The sequence below is a fragment of the Vibrio sp. MED222 genome, assembly GCF_000153005.1.
Taxonomy (GTDB): Bacteria; Pseudomonadota; Gammaproteobacteria; order Enterobacterales; family Vibrionaceae; genus Vibrio; species Vibrio tasmaniensis_A.
In genome coordinates, this window is sequence record NZ_CH902608.1 from 425,672 (window position 1) to 450,785 (window position 25,114).

General features: G+C 43.3%; 21 protein-coding genes and 1 pseudogene. 8 read left to right on the forward strand and 14 right to left on the reverse strand.

Annotated features, from left to right (window positions below):
• Window positions 1-36 precede the first annotated feature (36 nt).
• Genes MED222_RS08680 through MED222_RS08670 form a run of 3 tightly spaced genes read right to left on the reverse strand, consistent with a single transcriptional unit; the run spans window position 37 to window position 2,493 of the window.
• Window positions 37-1,419, reverse strand: a complete 1,383-nt coding sequence (locus tag MED222_RS08680) for a vWA domain-containing protein (protein WP_009847505.1) — start codon at window positions 1,417-1,419, stop codon at window positions 37-39.
• 10 nt (window positions 1,420-1,429) lie between these two features.
• On the reverse strand, window positions 1,430-1,987 hold the full coding sequence (locus MED222_RS08675) for a TadE/TadG family type IV pilus assembly protein (RefSeq protein WP_009847506.1): 558 nt from the start codon (window positions 1,985-1,987) through the stop codon (window positions 1,430-1,432).
• An 11-nt stretch (window positions 1,988-1,998) separates the two neighbouring features.
• Window positions 1,999-2,493, reverse strand: a complete 495-nt coding sequence (locus tag MED222_RS08670) for a TadE family protein (protein WP_157044866.1) — start codon at window positions 2,491-2,493, stop codon at window positions 1,999-2,001.
• Between the two features lie 515 nt (window positions 2,494-3,008).
• On the opposite strand from MED222_RS08670, the gene MED222_RS08665 reads away from it, so the two are divergent.
• From MED222_RS08665 to MED222_RS08640, 6 genes are all read left to right on the forward strand, one after another.
• Complete coding sequence (locus MED222_RS08665) at window positions 3,009-3,224, forward strand: VF530 family DNA-binding protein (protein WP_009847508.1); 216 nt, start codon at window positions 3,009-3,011, stop codon at window positions 3,222-3,224.
• A gap of 237 nt (window positions 3,225-3,461) precedes the next feature.
• The gene (locus MED222_RS08660) at window positions 3,462-4,100 is read left to right on the forward strand and encodes a helix-turn-helix transcriptional regulator (RefSeq protein WP_009847509.1); all 639 of its coding nucleotides are present in this window, start codon (window positions 3,462-3,464) and stop codon (window positions 4,098-4,100) included.
• A 192-nt stretch (window positions 4,101-4,292) separates the two neighbouring features.
• Complete coding sequence (locus MED222_RS08655; protein ID WP_009847510.1) at window positions 4,293-4,877, forward strand: hypothetical protein; 585 nt, start codon at window positions 4,293-4,295, stop codon at window positions 4,875-4,877.
• Between the two features lie 77 nt (window positions 4,878-4,954).
• Window positions 4,955-5,635, forward strand: coding sequence for a fimbria/pilus periplasmic chaperone (locus MED222_RS08650; protein WP_009847511.1), 681 nt, complete (start codon window positions 4,955-4,957; stop codon window positions 5,633-5,635).
• Between the two features lie 10 nt (window positions 5,636-5,645).
• Entirely contained in the window at window positions 5,646-8,036 is a 2,391-nt protein-coding gene (locus tag MED222_RS08645) for a fimbria/pilus outer membrane usher protein (RefSeq protein ID WP_032555266.1), read from the forward strand.
• A gap of 3 nt (window positions 8,037-8,039) precedes the next feature.
• Window positions 8,040-8,891, forward strand: a complete 852-nt coding sequence (locus tag MED222_RS08640; RefSeq protein ID WP_009847513.1) for a hypothetical protein — start codon at window positions 8,040-8,042, stop codon at window positions 8,889-8,891.
• A 208-nt stretch (window positions 8,892-9,099) separates the two neighbouring features.
• Here MED222_RS08640 and fusA read toward each other — a convergent pair whose 3' ends face one another.
• Both fusA and radA read right to left on the reverse strand, forming a co-directional pair.
• Window positions 9,100-11,187 carry an elongation factor G gene (gene fusA, locus MED222_RS08635; RefSeq protein WP_009847514.1) on the reverse strand — a complete coding sequence of 696 codons (2,088 nt, stop codon included), beginning with the start codon at window positions 11,185-11,187 and terminating at the stop codon, window positions 9,100-9,102.
• Window positions 11,188-11,421: 234 nt separating this feature from the next.
• Window positions 11,422-12,801 carry a DNA repair protein RadA gene (gene radA / locus MED222_RS08630; RefSeq protein WP_009847515.1) on the reverse strand — a complete coding sequence of 460 codons (1,380 nt, stop codon included), beginning with the start codon at window positions 12,799-12,801 and terminating at the stop codon, window positions 11,422-11,424.
• A gap of 161 nt (window positions 12,802-12,962) precedes the next feature.
• Between radA and MED222_RS08625 the strand changes: the two genes are divergently transcribed.
• Window positions 12,963-15,311 (forward strand): PilZ domain-containing protein, encoded by a 2,349-nt coding sequence (locus MED222_RS08625; protein ID WP_009847516.1) that lies wholly within the window; start codon window positions 12,963-12,965, stop codon window positions 15,309-15,311.
• A gap of 104 nt (window positions 15,312-15,415) precedes the next feature.
• Here the strand turns inward: MED222_RS08625 and serB are convergent, their stop codons facing one another.
• Entirely contained in the window at window positions 15,416-16,396 is a 981-nt protein-coding gene (serB, locus tag MED222_RS08620; protein ID WP_009847517.1) for a phosphoserine phosphatase, read from the reverse strand.
• Between the two features lie 109 nt (window positions 16,397-16,505).
• On the opposite strand from serB, the gene MED222_RS08615 reads away from it, so the two are divergent.
• Entirely contained in the window at window positions 16,506-17,117 is a 612-nt protein-coding gene (locus MED222_RS08615; protein ID WP_009847518.1) for a YtjB family periplasmic protein, read from the forward strand.
• A 113-nt stretch (window positions 17,118-17,230) separates the two neighbouring features.
• On the opposite strand, the gene deoD is transcribed toward MED222_RS08615, so the two are convergent.
• The 8 genes and pseudogenes from deoD to prfC form a co-directional block, all read right to left on the reverse strand.
• On the reverse strand, window positions 17,231-17,950 hold the full coding sequence (gene deoD / locus MED222_RS08610; RefSeq protein WP_009847519.1) for a purine-nucleoside phosphorylase: 720 nt from the start codon (window positions 17,948-17,950) through the stop codon (window positions 17,231-17,233).
• A gap of 63 nt (window positions 17,951-18,013) precedes the next feature.
• Window positions 18,014-19,234, reverse strand: a complete 1,221-nt coding sequence (locus tag MED222_RS08605) for a phosphopentomutase (RefSeq protein ID WP_009847520.1) — start codon at window positions 19,232-19,234, stop codon at window positions 18,014-18,016.
• A gap of 76 nt (window positions 19,235-19,310) precedes the next feature.
• Window positions 19,311-20,639 carry a thymidine phosphorylase gene (gene deoA, locus MED222_RS08600; RefSeq protein WP_009847521.1) on the reverse strand — a complete coding sequence of 443 codons (1,329 nt, stop codon included), beginning with the start codon at window positions 20,637-20,639 and terminating at the stop codon, window positions 19,311-19,313.
• A 108-nt stretch (window positions 20,640-20,747) separates the two neighbouring features.
• Window positions 20,748-21,524, reverse strand: a complete 777-nt coding sequence (gene deoC / locus MED222_RS08595; RefSeq protein ID WP_009847522.1) for a deoxyribose-phosphate aldolase — start codon at window positions 21,522-21,524, stop codon at window positions 20,748-20,750.
• Window positions 21,525-22,061: 537 nt separating this feature from the next.
• Window positions 22,062-23,324, reverse strand: a complete 1,263-nt coding sequence (locus MED222_RS08590) for a NupC/NupG family nucleoside CNT transporter (RefSeq protein WP_009847523.1) — start codon at window positions 23,322-23,324, stop codon at window positions 22,062-22,064.
• 204 nt (window positions 23,325-23,528) lie between these two features.
• Window positions 23,529-24,341 carry a TatD family hydrolase gene (locus MED222_RS08585; protein ID WP_009847524.1) on the reverse strand — a complete coding sequence of 271 codons (813 nt, stop codon included), beginning with the start codon at window positions 24,339-24,341 and terminating at the stop codon, window positions 23,529-23,531.
• On the reverse strand, window positions 24,322-24,477 hold the full coding sequence (locus MED222_RS22525; protein WP_009847525.1) for a DUF5363 family protein: 156 nt from the start codon (window positions 24,475-24,477) through the stop codon (window positions 24,322-24,324). The genes MED222_RS08585 and MED222_RS22525 overlap by 20 nt, the downstream gene beginning before the upstream one ends.
• A gap of 98 nt (window positions 24,478-24,575) precedes the next feature.
• Window positions 24,576-25,114, reverse strand: a pseudogene (gene prfC, locus MED222_RS08580) (peptide chain release factor 3); the annotation flags it as partial.

Sequence of the window (25,114 nt, forward strand, 5' to 3'; positions counted from 1 at the left end):
AATATTTAGAAGAAATAAGTAGACTCTAGAATAACGCTATAATGTTAAACGAATAATCACATCCAACATTTTGTCAAAGCAAGGGCCTAACGCCTCCTCATCAATCGCATGGCAATACACCCCTTCAAGCTGAGCGGGATCATAGTCGGAACTCAGATCTGGATCATCTAAAAGCGCGCTAGAGTTTGCCATTCGTAACAATAAGTCCTCACCAAACTCACTATCAGGTCCAGTTGCCGATGTAAGTGATGAGCCTAAACCCAACGTAAATACATAAATGTCTTCCGTTCTAGCCTTTTCCGCGATGTCTTCAACTAGATTACGAGCAACCCGATTCACTCTGGTATACAAATCATTTGCTGAATGGCTATTAGGGGCATATTGCGCCACTGGGCGCACCGCATGAGTCGGGTTTAAAATTTTGAATTCAGTGGCATTAGTATCATGGGCTGTGTAGTGCTCAGGAATTTCGCTGATATAGTCATCAATATCTCGCCCCTCGTAACCGCCTGGTAAAGTGGTAGCAATCGTATCATGCCTCCAAAGACCTCTAGGCCTACCACTACTACCGTCGCTCGATCTTATGGCTCCAGTGTGAGTTCCCCCCCCTTCGAAATCAAACGTCGTAGCAAAGGTATTTGGCGCTCCATCAGTAAAGAACACGATCACTTTCAAGTTGGCAGGATCAGTCACCGTTCTGAGTTCATTCAGAGCTCGATACATCCCTTCCGATGCATTGGTGTACTGGGCATTTGAAGTGCTACCAAAGTTAAAACTGTCAATTTCAGATTTGATGCTACTCCGACTATGTCCACGCGTCGCATTGAACCCCACAGGGACTTCAGCTCCAAAAGCGAACTTGACCAATGAAATTCGATCAAATCCTTCATGAAAATTTTCAACGAACGACTTAGACCGATCAATAACATCTTGTGTTACATCACCGATGCTCCCCAGTCTCAAGGAGGTTGTATTATCAATCACTAACACTAGATCTACAGGTCGACGAATGGATTGTGCGGAAACACCAGGGTTAAATGTATCTAACCCTATCAAGGGCAAAAAGATAGTGGGCACTTGCGCTGTGGCCGAAATATCTATGGAGATGTTACCAAAAGAATCATATGCGAAGTTCACTGCACCTAAGCTAGGCGTTGCTGAATAAAAGTCGGCGGGGATATTGGCTGAAAAATATTTTTGAGCTGCCGCACGGCCAGCATCTTCGCCATTAGCGACCGCTCTTGCGGCTGCTATGCTCGCGGCATCAACCGCCGCAAATAATTTAGACTTAACAATGTAAGCGCGTCCAGCATCCACTGAAAGTCCAACAACTAACAAAATAAAAGGCAGTGCGATGATTGACATCAAAGCCACTAACCCCCGACTGTAACGATATTTGATTGGGGTTCCCTTATCCATTTTAACCTCCCTACATATATGTTGTGTCACTCAAAATATATTGCTCGTCGAATACTCGACTAAAGATGGGTGAGTAGTCATAGAATACCTCTACGCTGTAAACGATCTCCCCGTCATCAAGTGCAACTGCGAGATTATTGATGAGCGGGGGATCATCTGAATCCACATCAGAACACTCCCCATCACTTGCCCAGTTACTGCAACTCGACCAAATAGCACTATTTTTACTTAATCCGTGTTGGTTCCATCGATATTGACTTTTAATGTAGGGGGAAGCACCTTCTTGACCAACCACCTCGGTAATGTAAATGACACCGTCTTGCGTTAAGTCCAATGTTCCCGATGTCGTCGCTATGATGTCCATCACTTCTTGAGGGGTATCAGTATTACTCCGAGAAATAATGTTCCCACCTTCTCGACTGATACTGATAATGATGTGATTGGCTTGAATGAGGTGCGTGATATCGACAGCAGCAACAATAAGCAACATGAACAATGGTGCTATTAAGGTCATTTCGATTGCCGCAAACCCTTTCTCTGCGGCTCTTTTGATCTTCAAAGGAAACATCCTGTTCCTCCTTAAAAAGCTTCGTTTTTCATTGCCGCACTAACGGTAAATTTAAACTTCCCGTCATCAAGCAAAACATACATATAAGGGTTTACAGATGGCCACTCACAATCAAGATGAATAGAAATAATGTCCCCTGAGCCACCAAAACCAGCGACGGCATTACCATAGACATCTTCAACACGTATGTTTTGAACATCCATCACTTTGTCGAGTAGACCACTCGAAGATTGGGAAATTTTTTCTAAGATTGCCGCTTCTCGATTACTCGATGCGTCGGGATCGAGATCAGAACGACCTGTGATGGCATATCTTGCGCCCTCTCTTGCCGAATGTTGCATGGTCAATTTAACAAACCCATATATACCAAGATCAACAACCGTCAAAAAAAGCGCAAAAAACAGGCTCACCACGATCGTAAACTCGATAATAGCGATGCCTTTTGTTTTGGATTTGAGATAGCCTCGTGTGCTGTTACGCCCCGAGCCTCTTAAAATAGACATTATGCAACCCCCACCCATGCATTTTTCTAATCATCACCTCCGGCCCATTGGAGATTCAGAAAATATAGAAAAACATATCCTACATCTATAGATGTGATGGATTGGTTGTTCAAGATTAATACTCCATGCAAATTTAAAGGTTGCAAATAGGAAGTGTAATTAAAGCTAAAATAAATCTAACCATCTTATTTTCAATTACTTAATAGAAGTCACAATAACGAAAACACAATAAAGGCTGAGCCTTAATTTATTAACCCTTCAAATAACTGTATGTTTTATATCCATTATAAGAATGAGGATATAAAGATAACAGTAGTTGTTTTTACAACAAACAAGCCCGTAGTTCTCAATAGTGAGACAGAAGTATATAAGGATAAGTCTCAAGCTTTATAGAAAACAAACACAACAACTTTTAGATATTTCCTCAATAACGAAACACATACACCCGACTTAAATGGTCTGATAATTCATAAAGCGATACTGGTATACTTAACTCAAATAAATGGCGAGAACATCTCATGACACAAGACAATAATCCACTTCACGGTATCACTCTACAGAAGCTACTGACTGAATTGGTTGAACATTACGGTTGGGAAGAGTTGAGTTACATGGTGAACATCAACTGCTTTAAAAAAGACCCGAGCATTAAATCGAGCTTAAAATTTTTGCGTAAAACAGATTGGGCACGCACCAAAGTAGAGCAGATTTACATCCAACTAAAAACTAACTAGCTCTCACCTTCAACAAAGCGCACCATTTACGGTACTAAAGTATGAAACAATTGGTGCGCACCTCATTTCCCTCTCCCTGATTCCCTTAATAATCAACAATTAATAAAAATAACGCATTCATTACGTTGAATAATACTCAATCGATACTACTATTATTGAACTGGGAATCGTAGGGATTTCCTTCCCTAACCTACCGATTAGTCAAGATTTATACGTGAATAAGTAGAGAGGTCATTAATGGAAAATGATTCTGAACTCGTTTTAGAAATTCATGTTCTCACCCGTAATAACTCATACTTACGGGTGATAAAAGACTTACTTGCCGTATCTCTCCCTAACGCCCAGATAACCCATGATCGATGCTTTATGCAAATACCTAAACTATCGCCAGAAACAGTAGTCTTGTTTGATATTCAGACGATGCCTTGTCCTAAAAGGTACGGGTTTATCCTTCATGAACGACTCGAGTTTTGGTTAGCCGTAAATGTTAATGACAATACATCAACGGTATGGTTAGAAAAGGGATTTTCGGGGCAAGTCGGGCAAAACTTCGAATTCATATCGAAAGCAATCCTATCTGTTTATCAAGAAGATATATGGTTTCCTAGGACTATTCTAAATAAACTTGTCTCTTTTTATCAGAATAATGAACCAAGCCTTGAATCTGCTTGCGAAAACCTCGTTAATTATCAAGAGTTAACAAATAAAGAAAGGGATACTTGCTCATTGATGCTAAAAGGGCTGTCAAACTCTCAGATAGCATCTCAGCAACACGTCAGTATTAACACAGTAAAGACTCACTCATCAAACTTACTTCGTAAATTAAACTTACGATCCAGGTATGAACTTCTTGCTCAGGTAAAAAGCTTTAATTAGATTCGATATATAGCAAGGTCACAAGAAAATAGTAAGATCACAAGAAAAGTGGAATATGAAAAAACTCATTCTAAACTCACCCTATGTAAGCGATATTTTTCACTCTATGTGATGAGGTTTGGCACTTTGTTCCCTCGTAACCTTTAAAAGTGATGCACGGGTATGCATCTTAAATCAACGAGGGATTGAGTTATGAAAAAGTTACTTATTGCTACAGCTGTGGCAGCCGCTTCACTTTCTTTTGGCGCTTCTGCGGTTCAGTTTAATAATGCTGTGGACTTTACAACACTGAGTAAAACGGACCAAAAAACGATTCGAATCGAAGGTCGAGTGCCAAAACGCTGTCTACTGCGAATCGGTAAAAAAGACGTGAAGAATAACGTTCTACGTAAAGCGAACAAAGTTCACACTGATTCGTGGAGCAATGGCTTCAACAACAAGAAAGTTTTGGTGGGTAACTTACGTGCTTGGTGTAATTACGGTACTGATTTGGAGTTTTCAGTAACGGCTTACCAGCTAAACGGCGTAACCAAGCACAATATGAATGAAACCATTAACTACAAAGTGAAAATTGGTTCAGATACCGTGGCGAACACCGAAAACGATCATGCGATGGAAGTAACGGCACCACCAATTCCATCCTTGGGCGAACACTTGGTGAACAAAATCAACAAGCATCCAATTTATGTGAAACCTGAAGATTCAGGCTTTGCAAAAGCAGGTAAGTATAAAGGTAAAATCAAAGTGAGCCTTGCAGCAGCCGGTCCTGCAAGCTAAAAACCGAATAACGCTTATGGACTCAAACAAAACTTGGCTCGGTTATCGGGCCAAGTTTATTTCATGGAGAAATATCTATGGTTAGGATTACCACTCTTCTATTTTCCTTATTGCTTAGTTCTATTCTTTTCGCGTACGAAGTGAGTCCTATCTATTTAGAGCTCGATGATGTAGGTCGGAATTCCCAAGGCTTGTATAAAGTGACTAATGTCGAAGAAGAGCCGATCCTCCTAGAAGTAAACGTCTATCAAACTGATTTTTCTACCGGTGAAGAAATCTTAACACCGTCAGAAGAGGAGTTTCTCATCCTTCCACCTCAAGCGAAAATTGACGGCCAAAAGTCTCAGACTTTCCGCGTACGTTACATGCCAACAGAACCAATCAAACAAACAGTCACCTACCGTATCGTCTTTACTCAAATTGAACTAGAAAATAAAATTGAGGAAAATGACGACAGTTCTATTTCTATGTTACTAGAGTTTGCAACTTTGGTTTTTGTATCTCCCTCATCCAGCAAATCGACTCCAACCACTACACTCCTAAACCGACAGGTTGTTATTCGTAATGATGGTAAGCGAGTACTGAACATGAATGGTATGGAGTTTAACTTCTCAGGTGGTAAAGTGGACAAAACAGTCAATTGGGAAGTTCTAAGTAAAAAAACAAGCGCTTACTTGATGCCAGGAACGGCGATCAAGTACGCCTTACCAAGTGAACTGGGACAGCCAGAGAAAGTTTCTGTTAAAACAGTAGACTAATGAGGCTTGCATGAAAAGTCTCATTTTATGCCTCACTCTAATAATGACTATACAAACCGCATTCGCTCAAAGTTGGTTATTCCCATTTCCAGTGACTTGGGGTGAGAACACAATCGGCGAAGTAAATGCGTATTCTGACGGTATGAGCGTTGGCTCCATTAACGTAGAGCAGATTGTTCAGTCGACTGAAAAGTTGATCAATGCTGATACACTGGCTGCACTGCGAGGTTTTTCCAAAGAGTACATTACAATCGACCAGTTGGATCGTATGGGTATCAATGCAATTTTCAACGCTTCCGAACAAAGTATTGATTTAGTTATTGATGAGACGGCTGCTGCTGAATTTTTGCTTTCGTTTGGTAGCAAATATGAACCAGCCCAGTACTCAGAAAGCGCATTTTGGACAGTGCAAAATACACTAAATGCCAGTACGGATTACTCCCTGTTCAACGACTCTAACGCAGATGACACCCAAACCTGGCTTGGTGAATGGTTAATGAAATCCAATATCGGTGGTGTTCGAGGCGTCAATATTGACATATCTGGCTTTGTAACTGGTGGTAACGATGTTAATTCCGACGTGTATCGAGGTGAAGCTCGTCTGTTCTTCGATGAACCAAATACCCCTTTTCGCCTAACCTTTGGTGATGTCACCCAAGCCAGTGCTGGACACCTTCCTAGTACTCCTCTCGGAGGCCTTGCTTTTGAACGTTTGTATCAAGACTTGCAACCTACCCGAAACATCCAGAACGGAGGAACTCAACCGCTAGTATTGAACGAGAGTGCCGATGTAGAAATCTATATCAACGATGTTTTTCTCACCGAGATTCGCTTACCTCCAGGTCGATATACACTTGATGACTTACCTCTCGTTTCTGGTACCAATGACGTTCGGTTAGACATTAGTTATCAATCAGGCAGGACAGATACCATCGTTTATAGCCAGTTCTTTAACTCACGCTTATTAAGAGAAGGCATTTCTGATTTTGGCTTTTACTCTGGTTTAACGTCGACAATTGAAGATAACAACTTTAAGTATGACGACGAGCAATGGGTAACTTCTGGATATTACGACTATGGCATCAGCGATACCTTAACAATCGGTGTAAATGGTTTGTACCACCCTGAAGGACAACAACTCGGTATGATTGCTACCGTTGGTTCCGATTGGGGGAATTTGGGTATTCGAGCATCGGCACAAAACAACAAGCCCAATAACGATACAGGCAGTATCTACAGCTTAGATTACTCACATCAATTATGGGGAACAGACAGTTACGGCTCTCCAAACTTCCGTCTTGGTAGTGAATATCAAGAGAATTATTTTGCATTACCTTGGCAGATTGCGGATGCGAATACTGGCCTCCGTGTCTTTTCAAACTACGTTTTCAGTATTACGGATAACCTGAGTTTAATTCTGAGCGGTGACTATCGTGACTTTGAAGAGGCAGAAGTGCAATGGCAGGCCTCGACTGAAGTTGCTTGGCAATTTTATAACGTATCATTTTCTGCTGGTATCGAAAAAGAAGAAAACCCAAATGAAAACATTGACGAAACTCGCTTCACCTTTTCTGCAGATTGGGACTGGAACTCTGACAATGGGGAATACAATGCAAATGTATCCTACTCCAACGAACCAGACACCTATCGAGCTCAATTCCAACGTCCATCGGAGGATTATACTGGCAGCTATGGTTATGCGATGACTGCTGAAGGCGAGAGTGACTCTCAAACTTATTCAATCGAAGGTAATTATGTGGCAAACCGTTTTATCACCGATGCCAAGGTTTCTCATCTAGCATTCAATAATTCAACAAATTACCAAACCGCTTCTTTACGAGCGAGTACAGCGTTTACTTTGGCTGACGGTAACTTGGCTTGGTCACGTCCAATCAATGGCCCTGTAGCAATCATCGCTGTCCATGACTCGTTAGATGCTGATGTAGAAATAAATGCGGTTGCAGACGATCCTGCAGAAGCAATATCTACCTATACTATAAGTAATGCAGTTCAGTTATCTGGAGGGCACCAATTATCCAGTATCTACATTGATGTGCCGGATGCGCCAATCGGTTATGACTTCGGTGACCACGAGTACAACATTACACCAGGCTCACAAACAGGCCATCTAATAAAAATTGGCTCAGCAGCATCGAAAACCATTATAGGTAAGATTGAGATCGGGCCAAAAGCACCATTAAAACTCTTCCAAGGTCAGCTAGTTGGGCAACAAAAAACGTATGAATTTTTCACAAATCGATCAGGCAGGTTCGTTGTGGAAGGCGTAGCACCGGGTAACTACACCATCGTCATCGATGGCTTTAGCCCCACAAAATTAAACGTCCCAGAAATCAATGACAACCTGATTTATCTACCAACTTTACTTATTAAAGAGGGATAAACCATGAAACACTTACTTAAGTTTTCAGTGTTCGGTTTAGCCATGCTATCTCAATCGGTTTGGGCCGAATGCAGTGGCAAGTGGATTCTTAACGTCGACAGAACCAATGTTGAGTTTAAGCGAGATTTAGGCGCCTATATTCCCGTTTATTTGGAATTGTCGCGTGATATTCAGACCTGTCGATTTCCGACGGCTATAGTATCGGTCAACAATAAACAATCTAGTTATTTAAGTTCAATTGGAACGAATTTACCCCTGACGATTCTAGACAAAAATTTTCGTCAATTGAGCCACTTTCCTAGTAAAGGCTTTCAACTACCTCTGGATAACAGCCAAAGAACAAAGTTTTGGATAAAAGTGCCAGAGGCTAAAGTGGCCGCATCTGGTCATTATAACGGACTTCTTGAAGCCTCTATTTCCCTAGATAGAAAACAAGAGACAAAAAATGCCAAAGTGAAACTCAACGTACCAGCGTTTGTGGCTTTCAACTCAGTGCCTAACGCACCAAACCTTCAACGCTCAGGGAGCTCAGGTTATCGCTTCCAGCTTGGTGACCTTGAATCTAACCGAACCTATCGATCCGATTTTGATCTTCTTTCGAACTCGAATGTAAGATTGGTTGTAAAGCAGAGATATGGTGAGTTAAAACAGAAGTTGGAATCCAACGTCACGATCCCATATACATTGCGCTTTAATAACGCCTTAGTAAACCAGAAATCGGTCTATACCTTCTCAAACAATGAGGATACTAAGCGCTGGGGAGTTCCCCTTGAGGTGACGTTAGGTAACATCGAATTTGCGCGTGCTGGAAAATATCAAGATACGATCACGGTTGAAGTTAAAGCTATGCCTTAGAAATACGTACTTGAAAAGTCTGCCATTTATTTTTCGTTGGCCTTTTTAATTTCTTCTCTATGTTCTTCAATCAAAACCAAGATCATCCCATAAGCTCTTAAATATAGGCTTAAGATAATAGAACGACGCTCGCTGGTATCATTGATAATAAAAAGCCCCGCAAGCTTTCACTTGCGGGGCTTTTTTAGCTAATTTAGAAAAGGGCTAATTACTTACCAGCTTCTTTTTCTGCTTTAACTTTTGCAATCACTTCGTCAGCAACGTTAGTTGGACATGGTGCGTATTGTGCGAATTCCATAGAGAATTGGCCACGACCAGAAGTGATAGTACGTAGGTGACCGATGTAGCCGAACATCTCAGAAAGAGGTACGTCAGCTTTAATACGAACACCAGTAACGCCAGCTTGTTGATCTTTGATCATGCCACGACGACGGTTAAGGTCACCGATAACATCACCAACGTGATCGTCTGGAGTGAACACGTCAACGTTCATGATAGGCTCAAGAAGTTGCGCGCCAGCTTTAGGCATAGATTGACGGAATGCGCCTTTCGCTGCGATTTCAAATGCGATAGCAGATGAATCGACTGCGTGGAAACCACCATCGAAAAGTTCAACTTCAACGTCTAGCGTAGGGAAGCCAGCTAGTACGCCGTTATCCATCATGCCAGCAAAGCCTTTCTCAACTGCAGGCCAGAATTCTTTAGGAACGTTACCGCCCACAACTACTGAGTTGAACTTGAAGCCAGAACCTGCTTCACCAGGTTTGATACGGTAATCGATCTTACCGAATTGACCAGAACCACCAGACTGTTTCTTATGCGTGTAGCTATCTTCAATTGCTTGAGTGATAGTTTCACGGTAAGCAACTTGAGGAGCACCAACTGTTAGGTCAACGCCGTAAGTACGCTTAAGGATATCTACCTTGATGTCTAGGTGAAGCTCACCCATACCTTTAAGGATAGTTTCGCCAGTTTCTTCGTCAGTCTCAACTTGGAAAGATGGATCTTCAGCAACCATTTTACCGATCGCGATACCCATTTTCTCAGAACCGCCTTTATCTTTTGGAGATACAGCGATAGAGATTACTGGAGTTGGGAAAACCATTGGCTCAAGCGTTACTTGGTCTTTTGGATCACATAGAGTGTGACCAGTTTGAACGTTCTTCATACCAACGATCGCAATGATGTCACCAGCTTGTGCGCTAGTTAGTTCGTTACGGTCATCAGCTTGCATCTCAACCATACGGCCAACACGCTCAGTTTTACCTGTGAATGAGTTAAGGATCGTGTCACCTTTGTTCAATTTACCAGAGTAAATACGAACGAAAGTTAGAGCACCGAAACGGTCATCCATGATTTTGAACGCAAGCGCTTTGAAAGTTTCTTCAGTAGAAACGATAGCGTGGTTGCCTGTTTCTTCGCCGTTCTCATCCATTAGAGGTTGAGGATCAACTTCAGTTGGAGAAGGTAGGTAATCTACTACAGCATCAAGGATAACTTGCATGCCTTTGTTCTTGAACGCAGAACCACAGAACGTAGGGAAGAATGCGATATCACGAGTACCTTTACGGATACAACGTTTGATGTCTTCGATAGAAGGCTCTTCACCTTCCATGTAAGCTTCCATTAGGTCATCGTCTTGCTCTACAGCAGTTTCGATTAGCTCTTCACGGTATTGCTCAACGTCATCAACCATGTCCGCAGGAACATCAGTGATTTCGTAGTTTTCAGGAAGACCAGTGTCATCCCAAACGTATGCTTTACGGCTTAGAAGGTCTACAACACCCACGAATTCATCTTCGCGGCCGATTGGTAGAACCATAACTAGAGGAGTTGCACCTAGAACGTTTTTAACTTGGTCAACAACGTTGTAGAAATCTGCACCCATACGGTCTAGTTTGTTAACGAAGATCAGACGAGATACTTCTGATTCGTTAGCGTAGCGCCAGTTAGTTTCTGATTGTGGTTCAACACCACCAGAACCACAGAATACACCGATACCGCCATCAAGTACTTTAAGAGAACGGTATACTTCAACTGTGAAGTCAACGTGTCCAGGAGTATCGATAACGTTTAGACGGTGACCGTTCCAGAAACAGCTTACAGCTGCTGATTGGATAGTAATTCCGCGCTCAGCTTCCTGTTCCATGAAGTCAGTAGTTGATTCGCCATCATGTACTTCACCAGTCTTGTGGATCTGACCAGTTAGCTTAAGGATACGCTCAGTGGTAGTTGTTTTACCCGCATCAACGTGCGCGAAAATACCAATGTTTCTGTATTTCGATAAATCTGCCATTGTCTTACTCTGTTAATAGGATATAAAATGCGCGCAGAGTATATCACAATCTGTGAGGACTGATAGCTTTGCATGCATTTGGGACTAAAAAACTTTGCCTTTTTCTAACATATAGAAAAAGGCAATCTGAAGAAACAATCTAAATGATTGTTAAGTTTAGTGCTAACTTAACGCGAAAATAGCGTTTAAGTTAGACTGAATTTCTGCTGTATAGAGTAGCTGAAGTGAGCTCAATTACAACTCATCAAAAGCATTAATTGCTTCCGATAATTTTTTCACACCGTGGATCTGCATTCCTGGAATGCCACCTTTAGGCATGTTAGCCGCTGGTACAATGGCTCTCTTGAAGCCGTGTTTAAACGCCTCATTTAAGCGCTCTTGACCGCTCGGTACAGGTCGAATCTCACCAGCAAGGCCTACTTCGCCAAAAACCACCACATCTTTTGGCAATGCGCGGTCTCTGAAACTCGAAAGTAAAGCCATTACCAATGCAAGATCAGCACTGGTTTCGGTTACTTTAACACCACCAACGACATTCACAAACACATCTTGGTCAGCCATTTGTAAGCCGCCGTGTTTATGCAGCACGGCTAGTAACAATGACAGTCTATTTTGCTCGAGACCAACAGCGACACGACGCGGGTTAGCCAGCTGCGAATAATCCACCAGCGCTTGGATTTCAACAAGGAGTGGACGCGTTCCTTCCCAAACCACCATCACTGAACTGCCTGAGGTTTCTTCTTCACCACGAGACAGAAAAATAGCCGATGGATTGCTAACTTCTTTTAGCCCTTGCCCTGTCATAGCAAACACACCTAGCTCATTCACTGCACCAAAACGGTTCTTGTGGCTGCGCAAGGTTCTAAAACGACTGTCCGTTCCGCCATCTAACAGCACCGAGCAGTCAATAATGTGTTCAAGCACTTTTGGTCCCGCTAAGGTACCGTCTTTAGTTACGTGTCCCACTAGGAATACGGCAACGTTGTTCTGTTTCGCATAGCGCGTTAATGCGGTTGCCGATTCGCGCACCTGAGCAACACTGCCTGGAGACGATTGAACATCAGCGACATGCATAACTTGGATTGAATCGATAACCATGATCTTAGGCTGCTCTCTTTCTGCAACCTGACAGATTTTATCAACATTGGTTTCAGAGAGCATTTTGAGATGCTCTTTTGGTAACCCTAATCGAGAAGCTCGCATCGCAACTTGTTGAAGAGATTCTTCGCCAGTGACATAAAGTGTCGGTAACTGGGAAGAAAGCTGACACATAGTCTGCAATAACAGCGTTGATTTACCGGCACCAGGGTTACCACCAATAAGAATCGCAGCGCCAGGTACAACACCACCACCAAGCACACGATCAAGCTCTTTGAAGCCACTACTAAAGCGCGGGACCTCTTGCAAGTCGATTTCCGATAGCGTTTGAACCGAAGATTCAGTTGCACCACCAGCGTAACCACTTAGTCGTTCATTGCGCGCGACCTGAGGTGAAGCGGCTAACCTAACTTCTGTAATCGTGTTCCAAGCACCACATGCATTGCACTGCCCTTGCCAACGTGGAAAGTCAGCACCACAGTCATTACACACATAAGCTCGCTTTGCCTTAGCCATAAAACCTCAATAATTTGCTTGGTAACGGGTAAATGTTGCTATTTTGTGACCCCGTTGACCGTACAGGTGAAAATAAAAGTTGCAGTAGGGCCACGAATACCTAAAGATCAAATACAACTCGTCGATAACAATAACGCACCATCCATTCTAACAAGAAAAGTATGCAGCAATCTGAAATTCTATCTGTAGCAGAACGACTTATTCCGGCCTACCATGCCGAAGATTTCGAATTCCTTCTTTCTCAAATGACAGAAGGCGAATCGCCGTCTCTAAAACTGCTCGTTAAAATGGAACTGAATCGTATCATGGCTCCTTGCACAAAGAGCATTGATTTACGCGGGCGTATTGATAATGAATGTCATCAATTCACGCTAGACGAGCGTAAACATTGGCTTGATGACATAGCTTTGAACGCGTATCAACGTGGTACTAAAAAATTTAAAGGTTATACCGAGGGCGTGTGGGAGTTAGTGATGACACCTCGCATTCAACCTCTTCGTAATATTGTTAAAACATCCTCTCAAGATGACCACGATATCACTAACGCTGATAGCCCCTATGAAGCAGAAGCCATTAACCTCGGTTACGATTTAAAACGCAAAGAAAATAGGCTCAAGATTAGCTCACAGGTTGAAATCACCACGCCTAAAGGACAAAGCCTACATGGTGTGACGGTTGATATTTCTCCGTCGGGTGCAAAGTTCAAGGTACCAAGGGCATTTAAATATAACCTAGGGGAAATCATCAGTGTTAAATTCACTGAGCTTGTTGAGAAGTCACTAGAAGCCGATGTTAATGAGACGGTTGAATTTCGTATTCTGGGTATTGATGAATCCTACGAGAACAATGCAGTCAAATTTTTAAGATGCATGAGAATCAGCGATACAACGAGTGTGGCTCGTTTACTCGATGAATCTCTAAATAGTGTCAGCAAGAAAACCAGCCATGAGAATCAAGATAGGCTCATTCGAACGCGAACTCGCGGTATTGAACACACCTATCTAAAGTACACCTGTAATCTCCCTCTATTCTTCAGTGGTAGTGAGTTGAAACTCGCCCTACTCACGGATAACAATCATCCCCAATGGCAATACTGGCATGATGAGCGTAACCAACAGGCTCTGGGTACTTTGTTCAACGAACAACGTATGAACTTACTCGCTAAGCCTGGCGTGAAGGGAACCAGTAACGTTATCTACTCTTTTACCCATGAACATAAAAATAAGACCTTGTTCTACTCGATGATGCTGCCTGAAGCTTCTCGTGAAGAGAGGCAACTGTTCTGGCACATCGGCGGTAAACGTAAAAGTTGGAAGGCGTTCAAATTCTCGGTTTTCGAATTATCCGACTCTGAGCGACAAGCCTTAGCTGAGCATTCAGATACGCTTGCTCAAAGCTCAGCGCAACTGACTCATTGCGGTATCTTGCAAGAGATCGGTGATCACGAAAGTGCTGCCGATTATCTATTAAGTGAAAAACCACGCATTCCAAGCAGTGACCTTAATCGCTTTCGTCATCCGCGAACGGTGGTGGGGAACATTCAAAGTATCTACTTTGATTCCCAAAGTCGTCGTAAAGAACCGAGATATAGCTTTAAATCACCAATTCAACTCACATCACAAGATAGCCCAACAATAAACGGACACACTGTAGACATATCAAAACGTGGCCTAAGCATTACCCTTGAACACCCAATGGTACTCAAGATTGATGATCCGGTTGTGGTGAATTTCAATGAACTGCAACTCTATGATAAAAACTTGCCATTAAGCACAGTGCCTTACCATGTAATTCGTGTAAGCCCGAACGGTTGCAACGTTCAATTGGTTATCACCGAGAATGCAAAAACAATGCGTACCATCGCCTTCCTCAATGGGCTTATCGATCAGAACCAAAGTAAGCTAAATAAGAAGCAAGAAATACTGCCCACCGATTCACTGCTTAAATCACTGCACACTGTTTTGCTTAACAAAATGGTCAGTAATCCAATTTTCATTGATAAGCCGGGCTCAACGTTGCGTTGTAAGCTCATTGGTGTGAACTTCCCGCTGAACAAGCATCTAGCGTTACTCGCTAAACTTGGGCACAACCAAAAGTTTTCACTGGAACCGATTTTCAAAGGTCACTCTAATTCACTATTAGCTGAGCCACTGAAAAGAATTGAAGGTGCAGAGCCAAAACATCATGACGTATACATTGCTGCGATAAAGTTTGGTAACAAGATTCAATCTGTACATACGAAGTTGGTGAAAGACTTTGCATCTACAAAAGAACGTATTTCGTTCATCAAGAAAGCACAAGATCTGGGTGATGTGTATGTACTGCGAGTCACTACCGCCCCTATCTTTAATCCATTAACAAGTTTGTTCCAATCAGACTTAGCCGAGCTTTCGCGCATCAGTATGCACCAAGCGAAGAAGTTAGAGAGTGAGGTCACCGCTTTTATTGGTTATGGTGAGATAGAAGACATTACCGATGAAGTATTGATTCGACTAGAACTCTCGCACTAAATAACCAGATCAACTTACCGGTTTGTAGATTTATCGGATTTAAAAATAGAAAAAGCAGGCTCATCACCTGCTTTTTTGTATCCGTTATACCGCCCTAAATATGACTAAGGCTTCGCTTGCCAGCTGATTTTTTGCTGCTTAGCTAATACACCTGACAAGATACAAAGCACCCCACCTAAGCCAGCATAACGCACAGCAGTTTGAGCTTGTTGTTCAACTTTCGGTTTTGCATGGTAAGCAATCCCTAAACCGGCAGAACCCATCATAACCAAGTCATTGGCACCATCACCCACGGCAACGGTGTTATGCAGTTCCAGTTCATACTCTTCAGCAAGTTCTACCAAGATATCCGCTTTGGTCTGTGCGGAAACAACATCGCCTAATACTTCACCCGTCAATTTACCATTGACGATCTCTAGCGTGTTTGACTGAGCGTGGTCAAGATCAAGCGTATCTTTCAGGTAGTCAGAGAAATAAGTAAAACCACCCGATGCAATCGCCGTCTTCCAGCCAAGTTTATTCAGAGTATTCACTAGCTCAACCAAGTCTGGCATGAATGGCAATGACTGGCGCACTTGCTCCAGTATCGACTCATCCGCACCTTTCAGTGCCCCAACGCGTTGGCGTAGGCTCTGTTCAAAGTCGAGCTCGCCTTGCATCGCACGCTCTGTGATTTCAGAAACTAACTCTCCGACTCCTGCGAGCTTTGCTATCTCATCGATGCATTCAATTTGAATTGCTGTGGAGTCCATATCCATCACGATCAAACCTGGCTTAGATAAGTCTGGGACCTCGCTAAGGCAAGCATAATCAAGCTTCAGTGCTTGTAAAATTTCTTCGTGTGCCGGGGTTAAGTTCCCTGACATCAGTGCCACTTCGTAATGTCCCACCTTCCACGTATTGAGGATGGTGTTGTAGGTACCAGTGAAAAAGTCGATGTCATCAAATGATTGTGGAGATAAGTACTCACCGAACACAATCCAATTGGCTTTAGATTTTGCGAGTTGAGAAGCGAAACGTGTCTCGGGGAGTCGGGTTAATAATGTCGTATGCCTTTTAATCGGCAGATATTTCTGAGCGTCCATGTGTATGATTCCTAATTAACTATGCTAAACGTTAACCTATTGCAATTTGAAAACGCAAGTCTCAATATGTCTTAATCATAACATTTGTTTATTTCAGGCTTCGTGAAACATGAATGAATCATTGTTCTCAATACGTAACGCTTTACGAGTACTAGCCCTAATTCTGTTGGCTGCTATGTTCGTGGTAACAATTAAAAACACAGTAGTGATCAGTAAAGGTAACGAGAAGATCCAAGCAAAACAGTTGGAAACGCTGACCAAACTACTGATCTCACAGGCATCACTTTCAGCCAGTAAGATGATCACTCAGCAAGACCAAGAGCGCCTACTAGAGCTCACTAACCAGCTGTCTCAGGATCGATTGGTATTTGATACCACCATCTACGATGCAGAAGGGATCCGACTGGCTTCGAGTGAAAAAGCGCTCTCGGTACGCGAGGTTCTTGGCTTAGACACACCTCTTTCAACAGCAAGTATCGGCAGGCAGCAACTCGTTGAACCTATTTACTCTCCAGAGAGTACGATCATTGGCTTTATCCGCGTAACTTTTGAGACAGGAAAAATGACAGCTATTTCTGATCATCACTACCGTAAGAGCGATCGCTACATGATCGGTATGGTCTTAATGGGATTTGTCAGTGGCGTGTTGTTCATCATGCTTATTCGTAAAAGAAAGGCTAAGTCTGGGGAAAACTGGCTGCTTAAAAATGTCAGCTCTTAACAGCTTAGTTTAACAAATTCAATAAAAAGCCCCGAAGCTCAGGCAGCAACGGGGCTTTTGTTATCTATTAAACTTTGCGGTATCTATTAAGCTTTTTGAAATCTATTAGCAGATTAGTCTTGGTCACCAAGCAGCACTGAATCGAGTGCGATAACCATCATGTCATTGAAGGTCGTTTGACGTTCATCTGATGTGGTTTGCTCACCAGTTTTGATGTGATCAGAAACAGTACAAATAGTCAGAGCTTTTGCGCCGTATTCAGCACATACACCATAGATACCCGCCGCTTCCATCTCTACGCCGACAATGCCGTACTTGTCCATGACTTCGAACATTTCAGGATCTGGCGTGTAGAACAACTCAGCCGAGAATAGATTACCAACCTTTACGTCTACACCACGCGCTTTTGCCGCATCTTCTGCCGCACGCACCATTTTGTAATCCGCAATAGCCGCGAAGTCATGACCTTTAAAGCGAATACGATTCACTTTTGAGTCGGTACACGCCCCCATGCCGATAACCACATCGCGTACTTTGATATCTTCGCTCACTGCACCACAACTGCCGACACGAATAATTTTTTTCACACCAAAGTCTTTGATCAACTCAGTCGCGTAAATAGAACAAGATGGAATGCCCATACCATGTCCCATTACCGAAACCTTACGGCCTTTGTAAGTACCCGTGTAACCAAACATGTTACGAACATCGCACACTTGAACCACTTCTTCTAGGAAGGTTTCAGCGATGTATTTTGCACGTAACGGATCGCCGGGCATTAGAACTACGTCAGCGAAATCACCCATTTCAGCATTAATATGTGGAGTAGCCATTGAAAATATCCTTAATCTCAAAACAAAAAAAAGAGAGAGGTTTCCCTCTCTCTTCGTTAACTATTATAGAAAGCTTGTACCGTGTCCCATTGGCGATGTGCCAAAGTAAGATGCTAAGCTTTGACCGATATCAGCGAAGGTATCACGACGGCCTAAAGAGCCAGCAGGAACCTTGTTTCCGTAAACAATCACAGGGATATGTTCACGAGTATGGTCAGTACCTGGCCATGTCGGATCACAACCGTGGTCAGCAGTTAGGATAAGTACATCATCTTCTTTCATCATATCGATGATTTCATTGATACGGCCATCGAAGTACTCAAGTGCCGCTGCGTAACCTGCAACATCACGGCGGTGGCCGTAAGCTGAGTCGAAATCAACGAAGTTAGTGAACACGATAGTGTTGTCACCCGCTTCATTGATCGCTTCTTTAGTCGCTTCAAATAACGCAGGGATACCTGTTGCTTTGGTTTTCTGAGTAATACCACAACCCGCGTAGATATCAGAGATCTTACCGATTGAGTGAACATTACCGCCCTTCTCATCAACCAACTTCTGAAGAACTGTCGCCGCTGGCGGCTCAACAGAAAGGTCACGACGGTTACCAGTACGTTCGAACTGACCTTTACCAGGGCCAATGAACGGACGCGCAATAACACGGCCGATGTTGTAGTCTTCTAGCTCTTCACGAGCAATCTGACAAAGGTCTAATAAGTTCTGTAGACCGAATGTCTCTTCATGACATGCGATTTGGAAAACAGAGTCTGCTGAAGTGTAGAAGATTGGCAAGCCACTCTTCATGTGTTCTTCACCCAGGTTATCTAGGATTTCTGTACCCGATGAGTGGCAGTTACCTAAGAAGCCAGATAGACCTGCACGCTCAAGGATGCGGTCAGTCAGTTCTTTTGGAAAGCTGTTTTCTTTGTCGGTGAAGTAGCCCCAGTCAAACAATACCGGTACACCTGCGATTTCCCAGTGACCTGATGGCGTGTCTTTACCAGAAGACAGCTCAGCAGCGTGACCGTACGCGCCAATAATCTCAGCGTCTGCGTCCATACCAGGAGCAAAGCGACCTGTAGACTCTTTGTGAGCCATAGCTAAACCTAGCTTAGACAGGTTTGGCAGCGTTAGTGGACCTTTACGATCCGCATTGTCTGCAAGACCTTGCTCACAATGGTCAGCAATGTGACCCATAGTGTCTGAACCTACATCACCGAATGTGTCCGCATCTGCTGTTTCGCCGATACCGAATGAATCTAAAACTAAAATAAATGCTCTTTTCATTTTCTTCACCAACTTATTGCTCTTTGCACCAGAACTCTGTTTATCGGCATACACAAGGTATGCCGATACCTGTTATTTACACGTCTTCAGAACGAATCTGACGGTAAACGTCTGGCGTTGCTGTATATTCTCCGCCCACAGTGATTGCATTTTGTAATGCTTTTGCAGCTTCTTGCCACTGTTGTTCATTGCGAGCATGAATCATTGCTAATGGTTTATCGTCGCTTGCTACTTCGCCAAGGCGAATGAAGCTATCAAAACCGACTGCGTAATCAATGCTGTCTGTTGCTACGCGGCGACCACCGCCCATACCAACGACAGCCATACCAATTGCACGCGTATCCATCGCTGATACTACACCGCTTTCTAGCGCGTACACTGGTTTAACAATTTCTGCTTTTTCTAGGTAGTTATCGTAGTTCGTTACGAAATCAGTTGGACCACCAAGGCCCGCTACCATTTTACCGAAGCACTCTGCTGCTTTACCGTTATCCAGTACTGCCATCAGTTTTTCACGCGCTTCGTCTGAATCTTTTGCAAGGTTACCCAAAACCAGCATTTCAGCACACGATGCCATCGTAATTTCTAGCAAACGAGGGTTACGATATTCGCCGGTTAGAAATTGAACCGCTTCACGTACTTCTACTGCGTTACCCGCTGAAGAAGCCAGAACTTGGTTCATGTCCGTTAGGATTGCCGTTGTTTTTGTACCCGCGCCGTTTGCTACTGCAACGATAGATTTTGCTAACTCTTCAGACGCTTCGTAAGTCGGCATGAATGCGCCTGAACCTACTTTTACGTCCATCACTAGAGAATCAAGACCAGCAGCCAATTTCTTAGACAGAATTGAAGCTGTGATCAACGAGATGTTGTCGACTGTTGCCGTGATATCTCGAGTCGCGTAAACGCGCTTATCAGCCGGTGCTAAATCGCCAGTTTGGCCGATGATCGCTACGCCAGCTTCTTTGGTTACAGCACCAAACACATCGTTGGTTGGTGTAATATTGTAACCAGGGATAGATTCAAGTTTGTCTAGCGTACCGCCAGTGTGGCCTAAGCCACGACCAGAGATCATTGGAACGAAACCACCACATGCTGCCACCATAGGGCCAAGCATCAGAGAAGTTACGTCACCAACACCACCAGTAGAGTGCTTATCAACGATTGGGCCATCAAAGTTCATGTGGCTCCAGTCAATCACCATGCCCGAATCACGCATTGCACACGTCAGTGCGATACGTTCTGGCATCGTCATTTCATTAAAAAAGATAGCCATTGCGAATGCTGCAATTTGGCCTTCAGAAACGGTATTTTTAGCCACGCCTTGAATGAAGAAGTTAATTTCTTCAGTCGTTAGGACTTCACCATCACGTTTTCTGCGAATAATTTCTTGAGGTAGATACATTAGTGCCTCCCAAACTCTAGTGAGTATGGTTTGTAGGGAAAGAGGTAATATGGAGTGACTTAACGCCACTCCATCAAACAGACTTTATTGTTATACCCGATAGGGAAATTAGTATGCTGCTGGATCAGCAGTCTCGTCTGTCACTTCTAATGTATTAAGAAGGTTAGTTAGTAGGCTTGAAGCACCAAAACGGTAGTGCATGTTGTCTGCCCACTCAGCGCCTAGTAGCTCATCAGCCATTGCTAGGTAAGCTTGAGCATCTTCAGCTGTACGTACGCCACCAGCTGGTTTGAAACCCACTGTTTTAGCTACGCCCATGTCACGAATAACTTCAAGCATCATGCGCGCGTACTCTGGAGTCGCGTTTACTGGCACTTTACCTGTTGAAGTTTTGATGAAGTCTGCACCTGCTTCGATACAGATCTGAGAAGCTTTCTTGATCAGTGCTTCTTCTTTTAGCTCACCAGTTTCGATGATCACTTTAAGCGTGATGTCACCACAAGCGGCTTTACATTGCTTAACTAGCTCAAAGCCAACTTCTTCGTTGCCAGCAATAAGAGCACGGTATGGGAATACTACGTCAACTTCGTCTGCGCCGTACGCTACCGCTGCTTTTGTTTCTGCAACAGCAATTTCGATGTCGTCATTACCATGAGGGAAGTTAGTTACAGTCGCAATGCGTACTTCTGGAGTACCTTGCTCACGCAACGCCTTTTTAGCTGCTGGGATGAAGCGAGGGTAAATACAGATTGCAGCGGTGTTGCCAACTGCAGTCTTCGCGTCATGACAAAGTGCCACTACTTTTTCAGTAGTATCGTCGTCATTTAGCGTAGTTAGGTCCATAAGTTTAAGTGCACGTAGAGCTGCTGCTTTTAAATCGCTCATTTCTATCTCCGATCAATATATTCAAATAGTTAACTACTTCACCATCCATCCAGTATAGATGGATATTTTAGTAATGCTCAGTAGTCACAAATGAACGGACTTGGTTCCCTGAAGACTTGATAACTTTCGCTACCAATTGCAATCCTTGTCACCGCACAGTACCAGTTTGGTCTATGGCACAACAAATCAGTCATGTTGTGTCTAACATCTATAGTGTATTGCTAATATAGCGTATAGCTAAGTTTGGCTTAATCCCAGAAGAATAACGTTCGAGCTAATCTCAATGTTACTTTCTTGCCAGCAGAGACATCCTATCCCTTTAGCTAATACATTATAGGTATCCATCAATAAATTGTAGTGCTCCTTAGAACGCAAACGGTTTGTATCTCAAAAAAACATTCTAGACCCATTTTCGACTCCAAGCATTCACTCATGCTAATGCTCAAAATCACTAGGCCCAAAAACAAAAAAGCCCCGCAGCAATTTCTTGCTACGGGGCGATATTATTATGGCGTCTATATATCGATTTCTAACTGATTAGAAAGACAGGAAGAAGCCAGCAATTGTTGCTGCCATCAGGTTAGATAGAGTACCAGCTACAACCGCTTTAACACCCATACGTGCGATGTCGTGACGACGGTTTGGAGCAATACCACCTAGACCACCTAGAAGAATCGCAATTGAAGAAAGGTTTGCGAAACCACATAGAGCGAACGAGATAATTGCTTGAGTCTTAACAGACATTACTTGACCAGTCGCTTCAACGATTTGAGCGTTTTCACCGATGTATGGGACGAAGTTTAGGTATGCAACGAATTCGTTAACAACTGTCTTCTGACCAATGAAAGAACCAGCAATAGTTGCTTCTTCCCATGGAACACCAATGATGAATGCTAACGGTGCGAAGATCCAACCTAGAAGAAGTTCTAGAGTTAGGTTTTCCATACCGAACCAACCACCGATGCCACCTAGGATACCGTTGATAAGAGCGATTAGACCGATGAATGCTAGTAGCATTGCACCAACGTTAAGTGCTAGTTGTAGACCAACTGACGCACCGCCAGCAGCTGCATCGATAACGTTAGCAGGCTTGTCGTCGCCACCGTCGATGTCTGAACCTAGGTTCTCGTCAACTTCATCAGTTTCAGGCTTGATGATTTTAGCGAATAGTAGACCACCAGGTGCTGCCATGAATGACGCTGCTACTAGGTACTCTAGAGGTACACCCATAGATGCGTAACCCGCTAGTACACCACCAGCAACAGACGCTAAACCACCACACATTACTGCGAATAGTTCAGAGTTAGTCATTTTAGGAACAAATGGACGAACAACTAGAGGCGCTTCCGTTTGACCAACGAAGATGTTTGCAGCTGCAGACATAGACTCGGCGCGAGAAGTACCTAGAGCTTTCTGAAGACCACCACCAAGAACCTTGATTACAACTTGCATCGCACCAATGTAGTAAAGTACAGAGATAAGAGCAGAGAAGAAGATTAGTGTTGGTAGAACTTGGAATGCAAAGATGAATCCGATACCGTCAACTGAGAAGTTAACAAGGCTACCAAATAGGAAGCCAGTACCATCTTTACCGTAGTCGATCACGTTTGCTACACCAGCAGAGAAACCTGCAAGTAGATCACGACCCCAAGGGATGTAAAGTACGAATGCACCAAGTGCGAATTGGATAGCGAAAGCGCCACCCACTGTTCTTAGATTAATTGCTTTGCGGTTGTCGGATAGTAGTACTGCGATTGCAATCAGTGCAACCATTCCGACGAGGCTCATAAACAGGCTCATAGTTTATGACTTCCTTATTAGTTATTTATTGGCGTGTTACAAAATGGGGCTATAAAGCGGAGGCAATTATACTCATGCGACCACTAATAAAGTAATGCCGTCCTCACACTTTTGTAGAAGATTCATGTACCATTCACACGTAAATGTGAGCCGAATCACAAGCCAAGTGCAATTTACGCAAACGATAAACAAAAACCTTCGATTTTATTCACATATACCGAATGCGCGATGGCTATTTTGCCAAATTTGCTCTGCAACCGATTGCTTCGGTTCTTTTCTAAGCAAAAACAGTTCATTTAAGATCGTAACTAAATACTTGGAATGATTAACATTTCCTTGTTTTCCATGCATGGGCATATCCGGGGCATCCGTTTCTAACACCACGCAGTCAAGAGGCAGTTTTGAGATAGTGGTGCGTGTTTTTTGTGCTCTTGGGTAAGTAATCGTTCCACCGACACCAATATAGAAACCAAGCTGAATCCACGCCAAAGCCTGCTGTTCGCTCCCTGAAAATCCATGAATCACGCCACCCAAAGTAAATTTATACTGCTTTATTAGCTCAATAAGTCGGTTAAAAGACTTCCTTTCATGGATGATTAAAGGCAGCTTAAACGCCTTAGCTAGCTCTATTTGTTGAATGAAAAAACGCTCTTGTTTCTCCCGTGCAACATCGACAAAAAAGTCGAGACCACACTCTCCTATCGCAACACATTGACTGGTTTTTGATGAGAGTAATTGGCGAAGTTCCGAAAATTGCTCGTCATTGGCTTGCTCTAAAAAGTAAGGATGAAAGCCTAATGCGTAATAAACATTAGGGTAAGATTGAGCGATTTCATCAAGCTTCCTCCAGTTACTTTGGCCAATAGAAGGGATGATTAACTTCTCGACTTGCGCCTGTTTCGCTTCTTTAACGTAACCTTCAATACCTTTATCAAGTGAAAAACCTTGCTCAAAAATGTCAAAGTCCGCATGGCAATGGGTGTCAAACAGCGGAAATTCACTTAATTCTGGTGTCATCTTCCCTACTCTCTGTTTGTTGTCCTTGAGGGTCACGGCGATAAGCCACGCAGCTGCGCTTATTTTCAGGCGTTAAGCCAAGCTCTTCGCACCACTTATCGTATTTCTTAATCCAAGCTTTTATCCAACTGAACATACTTACCTTAAGCCTCTAACCTCAAAAGACACGAATAAAAAAACGCCTATTGCAGAACAATAGACGTTTTTGTTTAACTCGAATAGAGCGCAGAGTAATTAGTGCTCGCGCGTCGCTCGGAACTGAACTTCTGGGAAACGTTCAGAAGCTAGGTTCAAATTCACCATAGTCGGTGCGATGTAAGATAGGTTATCACCACCATCTAACGCTAGGTTAGCTTGGCTCTTACGTTTGAACTCTTCTAGTTTCTTAGCGTCATCACATTCAACCCAACGTGCAGTTGCAACGTTCACACCTTCGTAAATCGCTTCAACGTTGTATTCCGCTTTCAAGCGCGCTACAACCACATCAAACTGAAGTACACCAACTGCACCAACGATCAGATCGTTATTTTGCAAAGGACGGAATACTTGAACCGCGCCCTCTTCAGAAAGCTGAACCAAGCCTTTTAGAAGTTGCTTCTGCTTCAATGGATCGCGCAGACGAATACGACGGAATAGCTCACGCGCAAAGTTAGGAATACCTGCGAACTTCAAGCTTTCGCCTTGAGTAAAGGTATCGCCAATCTGAATTGTGCCGTGGTTATGCAGACCAATTATGTCACCCGCGTATGCTTTTCAGCACGAGCACGGTCACC

Bases quoted from the DNA above. Each gene is read 5' to 3' on its own strand.
- MED222_RS08665 (WP_009847508.1), top strand. From the start codon at position 3,009: ATGACACAAGACAATAATCCACTTCACGGTATCACTCTACAGAAGCTA.
- deoA (WP_009847521.1), bottom strand. From the start codon at position 20,639: ATGTATCTACCTCAAGAAATTATTCGCAGAAAACGTGATGGTGAAGTC.
- MED222_RS08640 (WP_009847513.1), top strand. From the start codon at position 8,040: ATGAAACACTTACTTAAGTTTTCAGTGTTCGGTTTAGCCATGCTATCT.
- MED222_RS08605 (WP_009847520.1), bottom strand. From the start codon at position 19,234: ATGAAAAGAGCATTTATTTTAGTTTTAGATTCATTCGGTATCGGCGAA.
- MED222_RS08585 (WP_009847524.1), bottom strand. From the start codon at position 24,341: ATGACACCAGAATTAAGTGAATTTCCGCTGTTTGACACCCATTGCCAT.
- MED222_RS08645 (WP_032555266.1), top strand. From the start codon at position 5,646: ATGAAAAGTCTCATTTTATGCCTCACTCTAATAATGACTATACAAACC.
- MED222_RS08590 (WP_009847523.1), bottom strand. From the start codon at position 23,324: ATGAGCCTGTTTATGAGCCTCGTCGGAATGGTTGCACTGATTGCAATC.
- MED222_RS08615 (WP_009847518.1), top strand. From the start codon at position 16,506: ATGAATGAATCATTGTTCTCAATACGTAACGCTTTACGAGTACTAGCC.
- deoC (WP_009847522.1), bottom strand. From the start codon at position 21,524: ATGAGCGATTTAAAAGCAGCAGCTCTACGTGCACTTAAACTTATGGAC.
- MED222_RS08675 (WP_009847506.1), bottom strand. From the start codon at position 1,987: ATGTTTCCTTTGAAGATCAAAAGAGCCGCAGAGAAAGGGTTTGCGGCA.
- MED222_RS08655 (WP_009847510.1), top strand. From the start codon at position 4,293: ATGAAAAAGTTACTTATTGCTACAGCTGTGGCAGCCGCTTCACTTTCT.
- MED222_RS08650 (WP_009847511.1), top strand. From the start codon at position 4,955: ATGGTTAGGATTACCACTCTTCTATTTTCCTTATTGCTTAGTTCTATT.
- MED222_RS22525 (WP_009847525.1), bottom strand. From the start codon at position 24,477: ATGTTCAGTTGGATAAAAGCTTGGATTAAGAAATACGATAAGTGGTGC.
- serB (WP_009847517.1), bottom strand. From the start codon at position 16,396: ATGGACGCTCAGAAATATCTGCCGATTAAAAGGCATACGACATTATTA.
- fusA (WP_009847514.1), bottom strand. From the start codon at position 11,187: ATGGCAGATTTATCGAAATACAGAAACATTGGTATTTTCGCGCACGTT.
- deoD (WP_009847519.1), bottom strand. From the start codon at position 17,950: ATGGCTACTCCACATATTAATGCTGAAATGGGTGATTTCGCTGACGTA.
- MED222_RS08625 (WP_009847516.1), top strand. From the start codon at position 12,963: ATGCAGCAATCTGAAATTCTATCTGTAGCAGAACGACTTATTCCGGCC.
- MED222_RS08680 (WP_009847505.1), bottom strand. From the start codon at position 1,419: ATGGATAAGGGAACCCCAATCAAATATCGTTACAGTCGGGGGTTAGTG.
- radA (WP_009847515.1), bottom strand. From the start codon at position 12,801: ATGGCTAAGGCAAAGCGAGCTTATGTGTGTAATGACTGTGGTGCTGAC.
- MED222_RS08660 (WP_009847509.1), top strand. From the start codon at position 3,462: ATGGAAAATGATTCTGAACTCGTTTTAGAAATTCATGTTCTCACCCGT.